Here is a 14,132-nt window from a genome sequence, read left to right as displayed (position 1 = left end):
TCGCGCCATCTCGCGGGCAAGGGTGCAGCCGTGCCCGAGTGTGAGATCAGCTTCGAAATATCACGGATCGATTTCCGAACGACATCCGACCTGTTGATGGCCAGCTATTGGGGTGCTGGACGCAACGATGAGTTCCATCGGCGAGCCTTTGCCAATTCGCTTTGTGTGGGCGCCTATCTAGATGGAAAACAAGTCGGTTTCGGCCGGGCGATCACCGACCGCATGGTGTTTGCCTATCTTGCCGACATCATCATCTGGCCGGAGCATCGCGGGGAGGGCATAGGGTCGCGACTGGTCCAGGCACTCATCGACCACCCCGAACTCAGCACGGTTTCGCACTGGAGCCTGTCGACCAGCGACGCACACGGGGTCTATGAGAAACTGGGCTTCAAGGCATCGACGGATGGTCGATACATGCGCCTCGATCGCATTCCGCAATGACGAGCGTGCGACCATGGCGACATCCGCCGTTGTTGCAAAATAACCTCAGTGCTTGGACCAGATAGACTTTCGACATGAGCCGATCTTGGCGATGCATCGGGGCGTCTTTATAAGGACCGTTCCGCGATTCATTTGCGGGAGGTCCGAATGGCTGTATTTCAAATGGTAATGCGAGGCCGCGAAGCCTAGGTCTCATCCGGCGCTCAGCGAGGGTTTGCCCTCGCGCTGATGCCGGATTGAGCGCAGGCTTATGCCGATGCCGGTCGCCGCCCGATTACGGGCGAGACGCCAAATATGCCGCTCCGCATTCTGGGCAATCGCTAGCCCCTTGCGCGGCTTCTTCAATTTTCGACCTTACTGGGATCGGGCTCGTTTGCGCCCGAATGACATCATGGCTCGTTTCAGAATCGATTTGCGCGCGAGCGCCTTTCGCAGCGTTCTTGGTTTCACGCTCACCCATTGGCGGCGTCAGCCGTGGCGGCTTTCGCTCATCATGGGCGGCTTCCTGTTGTCGACGCTGGCCGACGTTTTGACGCCGCTTTATTCAGGCCGGCTGGTCGACGCCGTCGCCAGCAGCGCCGGCGCCGATGCCATTGCCTGGAATGCCGCGATGACCGCGTTCTCGATGCTGATGGCGCTGGCGTTGACCGGCGTCGTGCTGCGCAACCTTGCCTTCATGGCGATCGTCGAGCTGACGCTGAAGATGATGGCCGATATCGCCGCTGACACCTTCCATCGCGTCCAGCGCTTTTCCACCGACTGGCATGCCAACAGCTTTGCCGGCTCGACCGTGCGCAAGGTGACGCGCGGCATGTGGGCGCTCGACCTGCTCAACGACACGATCCTCATCGCGCTGCTGCCGTCCGTCGCCATGCTGATTGGCTCGACGCTGCTGCTCGGCTGGTTTTGGCCGCTGATGGGCGTGGTCGTTGCCGCCGGATCGGTGCTGTTCATCGCGGTGACGGCGATGTTGTCGCTCGGCTATGTCGCACCGGCTGCGCGGCTCGCCAACACCTGGGACACGCGCCTCGGCGGCTCGCTGGCCGACGCGGTGAGCTGCAACGCCGTGGTCAAGGGATTTGGCGCCGAGGAGCGCGAAGAGCGACGCCTCGCCAGGGTCGTCGCCAAATGGCGTGCGCGCACGCGGCGGACCTGGGTACGCGGCACCATCAACGGCACCACGCAAGGGGCGCTGTTGCTGGTCATGAGAGCCGCGGTGATCGGCCTGGCGTTGATGCTGTGGTCGTGGGGGCAAGCGAGCGCCGGTGACGTTGCCTTCATGCTGACGTCGTTCTTCGTGCTGCAGGGATATCTCAGAGATATCGGCACCCATATCCGCAACCTGCAGCGTTCGATCAACGACATGGAGGAGCTGGTCGAGTTCCAGTCCGAACCGCTCGGCATCGAGGACCGGCCCGGCGCCAAGCCGATCCGGATCACGCAGGGGGCTATCCGCTTCGACAACGTCACCTTTCATTACGGCAATCACCGATCGCCCCTTTATCGCGACTTTTCGGTCGATATCGCGCCGGGTGAACGTGTCGGCCTCGTCGGCCATTCGGGTTCGGGCAAGACGACTTTCGTCAAGCTGATCCAGCGGCTCTATGACGTCAATGCGGGAAGAATCCTGGTCGACGGCCAGGACATCGCGCAGTTGGCGCAAGCGTCGCTGCGCGGGCAGATCGCCATCGTCCAGCAGGAGCCGATCCTGTTCCACCGGTCGCTGGCCGAGAACATTGCCTATGCCCGGCCGACGGCGACGCAGGATGAGATCGAGCACGCGGCGCGGCTGGCGAGTGCGCATGACTTCATCGCCAACCTGCCGAAGGGCTACGGCACGCTGGTCGGCGAACGCGGTGTGAAACTGTCGGGCGGCGAGCGTCAGCGCGTGGCAATCGCGCGCGCTTTCCTTGCCGATGCGCGCATCCTGATCCTGGACGAGGCGACATCGAGCCTCGATTCTGAATCGGAGGTCCTGATCCAGCAGGCGATGGAACGGCTGATGGTCGGGCGCACTACGCTGGTCATCGCGCACCGGCTTTCGACGGTGCGGGCGCTGGACAGGCTCCTGGTCTTCGATCGCGGCAAGATCGTCGAGGAAGGCTCGCATGACGAGCTGATCCGGCTGAAGGGCGGCATCTACCGCCGACTGTTCGAGCGTCAGGCGCTCGAACTGACCAAGGGACTGGTCATCTGATCTGAAGTGGCCTCCGGCTCCGGCCGGAGGCCACCTCTCGGGCTCCATCGCGGTTGCAATAGAGCGGGCTTTCGTCAGTCGGTTGGAGTGACGCGAACCATATCCAGGGCGTTCCAGATCCTGAGTTTTGAGACGTCTTGTTTACGTTGTTTCTACTACTGGTTGGTATAAGCCTTCTCTAGGCAACCCAGAGACGGTCTATGCATATCCTGGAATCCGACTAACCTGCCCAGGATTTCGCTCTGCGGCAGATAGGCTTCAAGATGCATCTTGTTTCCGCAAATGCCGGTTCGGAAAAGGTGGCTGCGCCGTCGGTGCTGGAAACTCGGCACGGCTCGGTTCGGCCGCTCGCTGCCGAAGATCTTGAGAGCGTCGCCGCACTCTTCCTGGCGAAGTTTCGCCAGCGGCGGCGTCACCTCCTCGATCGCGCGATCGCGGAGACGGCCGAGTATATGAGAGAGATTTATCTTGATCCTGCCGGCCAGCCCGGTGAGAGCAACGCTCTGGTCCAGATCAACCCGCAAGGACGTCTAGGTGGGTTCCTCGGCGTCCTGAAAGCCCGCTACGAGCTCAACGGAACGGCATTGAATGCGGCAATCATCGGTCCGCTCATGTCCGACCCCGGCACCGATCACGGCTCGGCAGGACCGCAATTGCTGCGTGCCTTGAATCAAGGAAAATTCGATGTGCAGCTGACCGATTCGGCCAACCGGACATCCTTGGCCTTCGCGCGCCCGATGAAGTATCAGCTCCTGCCGGTTCATTGTCTGGGATGGACCTGTGTTTTCCGGCCGGCGGCTATGGCCGCCGCCGCACTGCACCGCAAATGGCCTGGCCTGCCTCGCTTGGCGACCGATCCCTGCGCGAGAGCATTCGATGTTCTCGCTAAAGGAAGGTTCGAGCACCCGGTCCCGCTTTCGTCGTCGCATCGTGTCCACCGTGAGCCGATCGATGCAGCGCAATTTGCCGAGCGGCTGCCGACCCTCCTGTCCGATTACTCGCTTCGGCCGAGTTGGAAGGATGGCGAGCTGACACGGCTGCTCGCGCTGGCGGCCGAGAAGCGGGCCGATGGGCCACTTCATTTCGGCGGGACTTACGACGAAACGGGCAAGATGCTCGGTTGCTACGCCTTCTACGGTCAAGCCGGCGGCATCGCGAACCTGCTGCAAATCCAGGCTTCAGGATCCCACTGGGGCGCGACGCTGGATGGCCTTATCGCGGCCGCGTGGGATATGGGCTGCGCGGGCATCACCGGGCAGACGCAGGGCAGATTCATGCCCCAACTCTTCGGCTACAAGAATGTCTTCTTCCGCTATGCCGGGGGGACGATGGTTCGCTCGCGGATGGCTGAGGTCACGGAAGCGGTCCGCTCCGGCGACATCTTTATCGGTGGGTTGATGGGCGACCGCTGGACCCGCCTCAGTTCCGATGACTTCGGCCGCTGATCGCCTTCGACGACTTGTTCGTCGGCGCAAGCACGCATGTCTATACGCCGCCTGAGGCGCACGCCGCCCCGGTCTTTTCATTGCGCGCGTCCTGTTCTATGTCTGCCGCACCGCGCGGGGGCGCGTCTTGTCAATCACAAAAGCATCCGGTACGCCCCGCTCATGACAGTTACCGTTCGTTTCGCCCCGTCGCCAACCGGCCGCATTCATATCGGCAATGCGCGCACCGCCCTGTTCAACTGGCTGTTTGCCATGAACAACAAGGGCCGCTTTATCCAGCGTTTCGACGACACCGACATTGCCCGCTCGAAGCAGGAATTCTCAGACGCCATCCTCTACGATTTGCATTGGCTGGGCATTTTCCCGGATGCCACCGAATACCAATCGCGGCGTTTCGAGGTCTATGACGCGGCGGTCGAAAGGCTGAAGGCGGCCGGCGTTCTCTACGCCTGCTACGAGACTCCGGAGGAGCTCGACCTCAGGCGCAAGGTGCGCCGCACGCGTGGCCTGCCGCCAGTCTATGGCCGCGAGGCGCTGGCGCTTTCGCCGGAGCAGATCGCCGAATACCAGGCCGATGGGCGCCGCCCGCACTGGCGCTTCCTGTTGCCCAATTTCTCAGGCGATCCACTGCAACCCGAACGTACCGAAATTCACTGGAACGATCTGGTGCGTGGCGAGGAAACCGTCGATCTTGCCTCGCTTTCGGACCCGGTTCTGGTGCGCGAGGACGGCACCTATCTCTATACCCTGCCTTCGGTGGTCGACGACATCGAGATGGGCGTCAGTCATGTCATCCGTGGTGACGACCACGTCACCAACACCGGCGTGCAGATCGCCCTGTTCCAGGCGCTGGCTGCAGAACCGCCGGTGTTCGGCCACCACAACCTCTTGACCACGGCATCGGGCGAGGGGTTGTCGAAACGCTCCGGCGCGCTCTCCATCGAAAGCCTGCGCGCGGACGGCATCGAGCCGATGGCCGTCGCTTCGCTCGCCGTGCTGGTCGGCACCTCGGAGAATGTCGCGGCTGTGCCAACGATGGCCGAACTCGCCGAACGCTTCGATCCGGCGGCGACATCGAAATCCGCGGCCATGTTCGATCCTGACGAGCTCTTCGTGCTCAACCGGGCGCTGTTGCACCATATGCCGTTCTCCGAGGCGCAAGACCGGCTGATCGTGCTCGGCGTCTCGGGTGACCAGGCCGAGCCGTTCTGGCTTGCGGTGCGCGGCAATCTCGACAGGCTGGCCGATGCGACAAGCTGGTGGCGCACCTTGCGCGAGGGCCCGCAGGAGAGGCCGGAATTTTCCGACGACGACCGCGATTTCCTGGGTCAAGCGTTCGACCTGCTGCCGGAGGAACCCTGGAACGGGACGGTCTGGAAAGAGTGGACGGGCAAGATCAGGGAAGCAACCGGCCGCAAGGGCAAGGCGCTGTTCATGCCGCTGAGGCTCGCGCTTACCGGACTGCCTTCGGGGCCGGAGCTTGCAGATTTATTGCCGCTGATGGGTCGGGAAGGAACGTTGGCCCGACGACCCTGACCTTGCGTTGGTCCGGTGGCAAGGCTGACACCGGCGACGTCACCGGCTTGGCGGAAAGTCGCTTGATCGCCTCGCGGTCGAGTCCGCCCTCCACATTGGCCAGGGTTTCCGGATCGGTACCCGGATCGGGCTTGGTAGCCGGAACCGGAATGGACGGTGTCGCGTCCGTTTCGGGCTGGGACTGCTCAGGATTCGGCGGGTTGCCGGCGATGACCTGGAAATTCCGCGCGGCGTTGCAGCCGCAAGCCGGCGGCAGCGGCATGTTGGACTGCTTGTAGAGATAGGCGGTCGGCAATTCGCTGTAGGGCCGGCCGGTGACCGATGACGTCATCTCAGCCGAATCGTCATCCATGCCGCGCGAATAGAAAACCTGCATCTCTGTGCCAGGGCAGCTTGATTCGCAATTCTTCTGGTCGCGCTCGAAATCGCTCGTCGAAGCCGAATTCGACATCGGGAAGAAATAGCCGTCGCAGGTGCGCACGCATGTGGTGTGGAACTCGCCGCCGCCGACGCTCGAAAAATCCGGTACGCCGGGCCGGTTGAGCACCCTGCTGACATCGGGCTCCTCGCCCGGAACGTCAGGCTCATCGAGCGCATCGAGCTGCTGGCTGTTGCCGCCGAAAAGCTGTTCGAACAGGTTTGCGTTGCCGTCTTCGCGGTTCGCCTGCTGCAGCGGAGCGTTCCGCGGTACAAAAGTGTCGTCGCGGCAGCCCTTGGCCTCGAGCGCCGCCAGGATGCGGCCACGGTCGCGGCGCGAGCCGCCGCTGGCGAGCTTGGCGCGCTTGGCCTGCAGGCTATCGAGATTGGCATTCATACGATCGATGGTGGCGTTGAGCCCGGCGCATTCTCTGACATTGCGGCTGAACAGCGAAAAGCCGCAACCGGCGCTGCTGGATTTGCTGCGGGCCCTGGAGATCTGTTCGCGCTGCCTTTCGATTGCCGCGTCGTATTTGCGGATCAATGCCGGGCCACCACCGCCGCCGCGCGAGGCAGCGGCAAGATCGGCTTCCAACTGGCGGCAGACGCGCGAGGCGGCCTGCGGCTCGGTGACCGCGATGGCTGAAAGCACGAGCGCGCCAAGCAGCGCAGCAACATGCGTCAGCTTCAACCTTTCGCCCGTCATGTCCGAAAACCCCGCCTGCTTGCCTGCGCGATGCTACCGGATTCGCGGTTAATCGTTCCCTCAATCTACAACCAAAGATGGTCTTAGCCCAGAGACACGCCGTCGCGGATGTTCGGGTTCAGTCTCTGCCGTGAGATTCCGACGCCGCATGAAAAAGGCGTATTCGCCCAGAAAAAATGCCCGAATCCAGCGCGACCCGGAGGCTTGGCATGACCGCGATTACCCGTCGAACCGCGCTACAACTCGCTCTCTTGTGCCTGGCGCCGCCCCGCTGCCATGGCGCAGGAGGAGCCCGATGCGCCGGACTGGCGCAGTCGATTGGTCGACGCCGCGCGTGAGCAGATCGGTGTCACCATCCTCTATGACCCAACCTATATGCGCTTGACCTATCCGGGTGGCGATGTCGCGCCGGAGCGGGGTGTGTGTACCGATGTCGTGGTTCGCGCCTATCGCCGCGCCTTCGAGCTCGATCTCCAAAGGTTGGTGCATGAGGATATGTTGGCTGATTTCGCGGCCTATCCGAAGATTTGGGGCCTGAAAGCGCCCGACCGCAACATCGACCATCGCCGGGTGCAGAACCTTGCCGTCTTTTTTGGACGGCGTGGTGTTTCCATGCCGGTCAGCCAGGATCCCGTCGACTTTCAACCGGGCGACCTCGTTACTCAGATGCTGCCCGGCAACCTGCCGCATATCGCCATCGTCTCATCAAATCGTTCGACGGAAGTGCCGGAAAGGGCGCTGGTCATCCACAATATCGGCCAAGGTGCCCACGAGGACGACACGTTGTTCGCCTTTAATCAGACCGGGCATTTCCGCTTTGCGCCGGCCTGATCAGCCTAGATTGACGACCGCCTGTGCCTTGTGAGCGGCTTCGACCACGGCAAGCGCTGTCATGTTGACGACGCCGCGCGAGGTGACCGACGGCGTCAATATATGCGCCGGCATGTCGGTGCCGAGCAGGATCGGCCCGACATGCAGCGCGTCCATCATGGTCCTGAGCGCGGACAGCGTGATGTTGGCCGAATCGAGGTTGGGGAACACCAGCAGATTGGCTTCGCCCTTCAGCCTGGAATGAGGATAAACGCGCTGGCGCAGATGCTCGGACAAAGCCGTGTCCGCGTGCATCTCGCCGTCGCACTCCAGTTCGGGCGCGATGCGCGCCAGGATCGCCGCCGCTTGCCGCATCTTGAGCGCGCTCGGCGAATCGCGCGAGCCGAAATCCGAATGCGACAGGAGCGCTGCCTTCGGCTCGATGCCGAAGCGCTGGATTTCTTCCGCCGCCAGCACGGTCATCTCGGCGATTTCCTCGGCGGTCGGGTCGACCGAGACATGCGTGTCGGTCAGGAAGATGATGCCGCGCTGCGAGATCAGCATCGAAAGCGTCGACAGGTCGTGATCCTTGATGCCGAGGCGGGGGCCGATGATCAGGGTGACGTTGCGCAGGTGCCGCTCGAAGCGTCCTTCGAGGCCGCAGACCATGGCATCGGCATCGCCACGCTTCAGCGCCAGTGCGGCGATCACCGTGTTGTCGGTACGCACCATCGTGCGGGCGGCTTCCGTCGTCACGCCGCGCCGGCCGGCGAGCTCGATCAAGAGGTCGACATAGTTGCGATAGCGCGGATCGTCCTCCGGATTGATCAGGCCGAAGTCGACACCGGGCTTGATTCGCAGGCCATAGCGTTTCAGGCGCACTTCGATGACGTGCGGGCGGCCGATCAGGATCGGTTCGGCGATGCCTTCCTCGAGCACCACCTGGGCGGCGCGCAGCACGCGCTCGTCCTCGCCATCGGCATAGATGACGCGCTTGGCGGTCGATGCCTTGGCGGACGAGAACACCGGCTTCATCACCAGTCCGGAGCGGAAGACGAAGCGGTTGAGCTTGTCGATATAGGCTGCGAAATCGGTGATCGGCCTTGTCGCGACGCCAGTGTCGCAGGCTGCCTTGGCGACGGCCGGGGCTATGCGCAGGATCAGGCGCGGATCGAAGGGCGAGGGGATCAGGAAGTCTGGCCCGAAGATTGGCGTCTCACCGGAATAGGCGCGGGCCGCGACATCGGACGGTTCCTCGCGGGCTAGCGCCGCAATCGCCCGGACCGCCGCCATCTTCATCTCCTCGTTGATGGCGCTGGCGCCGCAGTCGAGCGCACCGCGAAAAATGTAGGGAAAACACAGGACGTTGTTGACCTGATTGGGAAAATCCGACCTGCCGGTGCAGATCATCGCATCGGGACGGGCGGCGCGCGCCGCCTCCGGCATGATCTCCGGATTGGGGTTGGCCAGCGCCAGGATCAGCGGTTTCGGCGCCATGTGCTGCAGCAGTTCCGGCTTCAGCACACCTGCGGCCGACAGACCGAGGAAGACGTCGGCGCCGGGGATCACGTCAGCCAGCGTGCGCGCGTCGGTGTCCTTCACATAGGGGTCTTTCCAGCGGTCCATCTCGTCGACGCGGCCCTTGTAGGCGACGCCGAAACGGTCAGTGACCCAGATGTTTTCCACCCGTGCGCCAAGCGAGACCAACAGATTGAGGCAGGCAAGGGCGGCCGCACCTGCGCCCGACGTGACGATCTTGATGTCGGAGATGGTCTTGCCGGCAAATTCCAGCCCGTTGAGTACGGCGGCGGCGACGATGATGGCTGTGCCGTGCTGGTCGTCATGGAAGACCGGAATGCCCATGCGGGCCTTCAGCTGCTCTTCCACTTCGAAGCATTCGGGCGCCTTGATGTCCTCGAGGTTGATGCCGCCGAAGGTCGGTTCCAGCGCCGAGATTGTCTCGACCATGCGCTCAATGCCCGGCGCGTCGATCTCGATGTCGAAGACGTCGATGCCGGCGAATTTCTTGAACAGGACAGCCTTGCCTTCCATCACCGGCTTGGAGGCGAGCGGGCCGATATTGCCGAGGCCGAGCACGGCCGATCCGTTGGAGACGACGCCGACCAGATTGGCGCGCGCCGTATAGTCAGCGGCGGTCGCCGGATCGTCGCGGATTTCCAGGCAAGGGGCGGCGACGCCTGGAGAATAGGCGAGCGCAAGGTCGCGCTGGTTGCCGAGCGGCTTGGTCGCCTGGATTTCCAGCTTTCCCGGCCTTGGGTGCTTGTGGAAGTAGAGGGCGGCTTCGTCGAGGTCCGAACGTGCCGTCTTCTTGGTCTCGCCTTCCATGCGGCCGCTCCCTCGAAATCTCCCTGGAGAGTCCTTTTAGCATGCGGCCAAGGTTTGTCGCGACGCTAAATGACGCGCCGGCAGCTTTACCCGGCAGCGCGTCTAAAACACCATTATATCAGATGTTTACGCCGATTTCGTCGCATATGAGTCTTGCTGCGTACAGGCGCGTCGATCAAAAGGCGCTGACATAGAGGCCGCCGTCGACCGGTATGTTCTGACCGGTCAGATAACCGGCATGGACCGAGCACAGGAAGGCGCAGATCTGGCCGAATTCCTCCGGCGTGCCGAGCCGCTTGGCCGGAACATCGGCGCTGATGCGGGTCTTGCGCGCGGCGGCCGCCGCTGGATCCTCTGGTGTGCCGGCGTCATGCGGGCCACGCAGCCGGTCGGTGTCGAGTTTGCCCGGCAGCATGTTGTTGATGGTCACGTTGCGGTCGATCACCGTTCGCGCCACGCCGGCAAGGAACGAGGTCAGGCCGGCGCGCGCGCCCGACGACAGGTCGAGGCCGGGGATGGGGACGTAGACCGACAGCGAGGTGATGTTGACGATGCGGCCAAAGCCGCGCGCTGCCATGCCGTCGATGACGGCCTGCACCAACTCGACCGGCGTCACCATGTTCTGGGTGACGCCTTCAAGGATCTTCGCCCGATCGAGCTCACGGAAATCACGCAGTGGCGGGCCGCCATTGTTGTTGACGAGGATATCGGGTTCGGGGCACGCGGCGAGCAACGCCTTCTGCACCTCCGGCTTCGAGACGTCGCCGACGACTTCGGTCACCGTCACGCCATAGCGCTCGCGCAGCTCGGCTGCGGTCTTGGCCACCAGCTCCGCATTGCGGCCGTTGACGACGATGTCGCAGCCGGCTTCTGCCAGCGCCATGGCGCAGCCACGCCCAAGCCCCTTGCTGGAAGCGCAGACAATGGCTTTCTTTCCGCGAATGCCGAGATCCATGATGATTTTCTCCTTGTGAGCCGGCGGCAAGCTAGTCCTTCGGCTGGACCAATCGCAACCGTCATACGGTTGTTGCATGAATCGGGGCATAGCCTGCGCGAAAGCAAGGGTGAAATCGCGATGTCAGGCCAAGAGCCCCGCACTTTCCGCAGCATGTTCATTTCCGACGTTCATCTCGGCTCGAAGGCGGCCAAGGCCGAATTCCTGATCGATTTCCTTAGGTATCACGACGCCGACATCATCTATCTGGTCGGCGATATCGTCGATGGCTGGCGGCTGCGACGGAGCTGGCACTGGCCGCAAAGCCACAATGATGTCGTGCAGAAATTGCTGCGCAAGGCGCGCAAGGGCGCCAACATCACCTACATCGCCGGCAATCACGACGAGTTCGCGCGCCAGTTCCAGGGCGTGCATTTCGGCGGCATCGTGGTCGCCGACCGCGCCATCCACGAGACCGCCGACGGCAAGCGGCTGCTCGTCATCCATGGCGACCAGTTCGACACCGTCGTCCACAATGCGCGCTGGCTCGCCTATCTCGGCGATCACGCCTATGACGCGGCCATGCTGGTCAACCGCGTGGTGACGCGACTGCGCCAACTGCTTGGCCTGCCGTACTGGTCGTTCTCGTCCTGGGCCAAGGTCAACGTCAAGAAGGCGGTGAATTTCATCGGCTCGTTCCAGACCATGCTTGCGGAAGAGGCGCGCCGCTCGCATGTCGACGGCATCATCTGCGGCCATATCCATCACGCCGCCATCGAGAGTTTTGGCGATGTCCAATACATCAACACCGGCGACTGGGTGGAAAGCTGCACGGCGGTGGTCGAGCATTTCGATGGCCGGATGGAAATCCTGACCTGGGCGCAGGTGCTGCCCGAGGCGCCGGACGAACCGTTTATCCCGTTGCTCCTCGAAGACCGGGTCGGGCAGGCGGCCTGACGCGGATCAATCGATTAGGCCAACCGGTTTCGCCCGGTTTTCGCCCATGTTAAGGGATCGATACACGTTGCCGTCCGGTCGAGTGCAGCGTTATTGGATCGATTCATGTCGCTGCCGCCGCTTTCGCCTGAACAACTCGTCAAGCCGCGCCATTTTGAACTGCGCATGAGCCTGATCTTCGCGACGCTGTTCGTGCCGCTCGGAACGCATGTGCCCTATTTCCCGCTGTGGCTGCAGGCCGAGGGTTTTCATCCCGAGCAGATCGCCGCCATTCTGGCGGCGCCGATGTTCCTGCGCGTGGTGACGACGCCGTTGCTGACCGCACTTGCCGACAGGGCCAGGGACCGCGCCGATATCTATGTCGCGCTGGTGGCGGCGTCACTGCTGCTATCGGCCGGTTATTTCCTGACCCCGAGCTACGCCATGGTGCTGGCGGTGTCGCTGGCGCTGACCATCGTCTGGACGCCGCATTCGCCGATCGCCGACTCGCTGGCACTTTCGGGTGTGCGGCGGTTTGGCTCGAACTATACGAGCATGCGAAAATGGGGCTCGATCTCCTACTTGTTCGCCAATGTCGCCGGTGGCTTCATCCTGTCGGCAACCGGCTCCGGGGCCGTTCCGGTGATCATCTTCGTTTCACTTGCCGCGGCCCTTGCTGCCGGCTTGCTGGCGCCGCGTCTCGGCCGTCCGCGACGCGCCTCGCCGCTGTCGGCGACCGACATCCAGCACGTGGCGCCAAAGCTTCTCAACCCATATTTCCTGTATTTTTCGATCGGTGTCGGCGTCATCACCGCCAGCCACGCATTCCTGTACGGCTTCGTCTCCATCTACTGGAAATCGATCGGCCTCAGCGATTCGGTTGTCGGCCTTTTGTGGGCATGGGGCGTGGTCGCGGAAGTTTGCATGTTCATGATGTTCACCCGCTATTTCAGCTCGTTCTCCGTCGTCTCGATCATGGTGATGGCGGGTATCGGGGCGATCGTGCGCTGGATCGCCTTTCCGCTTGTGTGGCCGCTCGGCCTCGGCGTTGCCGGATTTTTCGGCGTCCAGACGCTGCATTCGGTCTCAGTGGCGCTGGTGCTGATCGGCCTGCAGAAGATGATCGGCGAAACGGTTTCCGAAGAGCGGACAGGTGCTGCGCAAGGCATCGCCTATTTCTCCAACGGCTTCTTCATGGCGGTGGTGACGCTGGCGTCCGGCCCGCTTTACCACCGCTTCGGCGTCGACGGCTTTTTTGCCATGATCCCGATCGCCTTGATCGGTCTGGTGCTGATCGGACTTGCGGCGCGCTCAGCCCCACAGCGCCGTATCAGGCGGTGACACCAGCGATCCCTGGTAGACAAGGCCGGGCACACGGTCGCGGGCAAGCAGGAGCGGACCGTCGAGGTCGACGAAATCGGCATCCTGGGCGAGCAATACCGCCGGCGCCATCGCCAGCGACGTGCCGACCATGCAGCCGACCATAACGCCGAAACCGAGTTCGCGGGCGCGATCGCGCAGCACCAAAGCCGCTGTCAGCCCGCCCGATTTATCGAGCTTGATGTTGACGGCATCGTAGAGGCCGACCAGCGCTACGAGATTCTCAGCCTCATGCACGCTCTCATCGGCGCAGATCGGTACGGGGTGCGCGATATGGCGCAGGATCTCGTCTTTGCCGGCCGGCAGCGGCTGTTCGATCAGCGCGATGCCTTGCTCGGCGGCAAAGGCGAGGTTCGCGGCGATGTTGTCGTCGGTCCAGCCCTCGTTGGCGTCGAGGATGATGCGGCTGTCGGGCGCGGCTTGCCTGACGGCGCGGATACGGGCGACGTCGTTGTCGCCGCCGATCTTCACCTTGAGCAGCGGCCGCGCCGCATTGGCACGCGCCTGCGCCGCCATCGCCTCCGGTTCACCCAGCGACAGCGTGTAGGCCGTTTCAAGTGACCTTAACGATACAGCGCCAATGGCAGCAGCCACCGGTATCCCGCTGATCTTTGCTTCCAGATCCCACAGGGCGCAGTCGATGGCGTTGCGGGCAGCTCCAGCCGGCATGGCATCAAGCAGGGCGTTCCGGCTGATGCCGGCGGCGATCCGCTCGCGCATGGCTTCGATCGCCTCGCCCACGCCGTCCATGGTCTCGCCATAGCGCTTGTAGGGAACGCATTCGCCGCGACCCGTGTGGCTGTCCACACTGATCGTGCAAGTGATGACCTCGGCTTGGGTCTTGGAACCGCGTGAGATGGTGAAGCTTCCGGCGATGGGGAAACGTTCTGCCTCAACCGAAATGACACGCGCCATATTTTTCTGCTCCGGCTATGCAACAACGGGCGAGTCGGCAAATCGACAGCTTGGTTCCGTCAGGCTAAA

General features: G+C 63.0%; 11 protein-coding genes. 7 read left to right on the top strand and 4 right to left on the bottom strand.

The window, feature by feature from the left end; genetic code table 11:
* The first annotated feature begins 30 nt into the window (after positions 1–30).
* From AC1DYW_RS19660 to gltX, 4 genes are all read left to right on the top strand, one after another.
* Entirely contained in the window at positions 31–441 is a 411-nt protein-coding gene (locus AC1DYW_RS19660; protein WP_477227544.1) for a GNAT family N-acetyltransferase, read from the top strand.
* A gap of 391 nt (positions 442–832) precedes the next feature.
* The gene (locus tag AC1DYW_RS19655; protein WP_457153635.1) at positions 833–2,638 is read left to right on the top strand and encodes an ABC transporter ATP-binding protein; all 1,806 of its coding nucleotides are present in this window, start codon (positions 833–835) and stop codon (positions 2,636–2,638) included.
* A gap of 263 nt (positions 2,639–2,901) precedes the next feature.
* Complete coding sequence (locus AC1DYW_RS19650) at positions 2,902–4,083, top strand: hypothetical protein (protein ID WP_477227326.1); 1,182 nt, start codon at positions 2,902–2,904, stop codon at positions 4,081–4,083.
* Positions 4,084–4,245: 162 nt separating this feature from the next.
* Entirely contained in the window at positions 4,246–5,619 is a 1,374-nt protein-coding gene (gene gltX, locus AC1DYW_RS19645) for a glutamate--tRNA ligase (protein ID WP_477227325.1), read from the top strand.
* On the opposite strand, the gene AC1DYW_RS19640 is transcribed toward gltX, so the two are convergent.
* On the bottom strand, positions 5,537–6,742 hold the full coding sequence (locus AC1DYW_RS19640; protein WP_477227324.1) for a DUF2865 domain-containing protein: 1,206 nt from the start codon (positions 6,740–6,742) through the stop codon (positions 5,537–5,539). The genes gltX and AC1DYW_RS19640 overlap by 83 nt on opposite strands.
* A gap of 276 nt (positions 6,743–7,018) precedes the next feature.
* On the opposite strand from AC1DYW_RS19640, the gene AC1DYW_RS19635 reads away from it, so the two are divergent.
* The gene (locus tag AC1DYW_RS19635; RefSeq protein WP_477227323.1) at positions 7,019–7,573 is read left to right on the top strand and encodes a DUF1287 domain-containing protein; all 555 of its coding nucleotides are present in this window, start codon (positions 7,019–7,021) and stop codon (positions 7,571–7,573) included.
* On the opposite strand, the gene AC1DYW_RS19630 is transcribed toward AC1DYW_RS19635, so the two are convergent.
* On the bottom strand, positions 7,574–9,898 hold the full coding sequence (locus tag AC1DYW_RS19630; RefSeq protein ID WP_095085105.1) for an NADP-dependent malic enzyme: 2,325 nt from the start codon (positions 9,896–9,898) through the stop codon (positions 7,574–7,576).
* Positions 9,899–10,073: 175 nt separating this feature from the next.
* Positions 10,074–10,853, bottom strand: coding sequence for an SDR family oxidoreductase (locus AC1DYW_RS19625; protein ID WP_457151848.1), 780 nt, complete (start codon positions 10,851–10,853; stop codon positions 10,074–10,076).
* A 120-nt stretch (positions 10,854–10,973) separates the two neighbouring features.
* Here AC1DYW_RS19625 and AC1DYW_RS19620 point away from each other — a divergent pair, with 120 nt between their 5' ends.
* Both AC1DYW_RS19620 and AC1DYW_RS19615 read left to right on the top strand, forming a co-directional pair.
* The gene (locus tag AC1DYW_RS19620) at positions 10,974–11,789 is read left to right on the top strand and encodes a UDP-2,3-diacylglucosamine diphosphatase (RefSeq protein WP_477227322.1); all 816 of its coding nucleotides are present in this window, start codon (positions 10,974–10,976) and stop codon (positions 11,787–11,789) included.
* Positions 11,790–11,894: 105 nt separating this feature from the next.
* On the top strand, positions 11,895–13,109 hold the full coding sequence (locus tag AC1DYW_RS19615) for an MFS transporter (RefSeq protein WP_457151846.1): 1,215 nt from the start codon (positions 11,895–11,897) through the stop codon (positions 13,107–13,109).
* Here AC1DYW_RS19615 and dgcA read toward each other — a convergent pair.
* Positions 13,080–14,063: an N-acetyl-D-Glu racemase DgcA gene (gene dgcA / locus AC1DYW_RS19610; RefSeq protein ID WP_457151845.1), complete on the bottom strand. Its 984-nt coding sequence runs from the start codon at positions 14,061–14,063 to the stop codon at positions 13,080–13,082. The two genes, AC1DYW_RS19615 and dgcA, sit on opposite strands and share 30 nt — an antisense overlap.
* Between the last annotated feature and the right edge of the window lie 69 nt (positions 14,064–14,132).

The sequence above is a fragment of the Mesorhizobium sp. P2_D5 genome (assembly GCF_056404355.1).
This window is presented reverse-complemented; position numbering and strand designations above follow the sequence as displayed.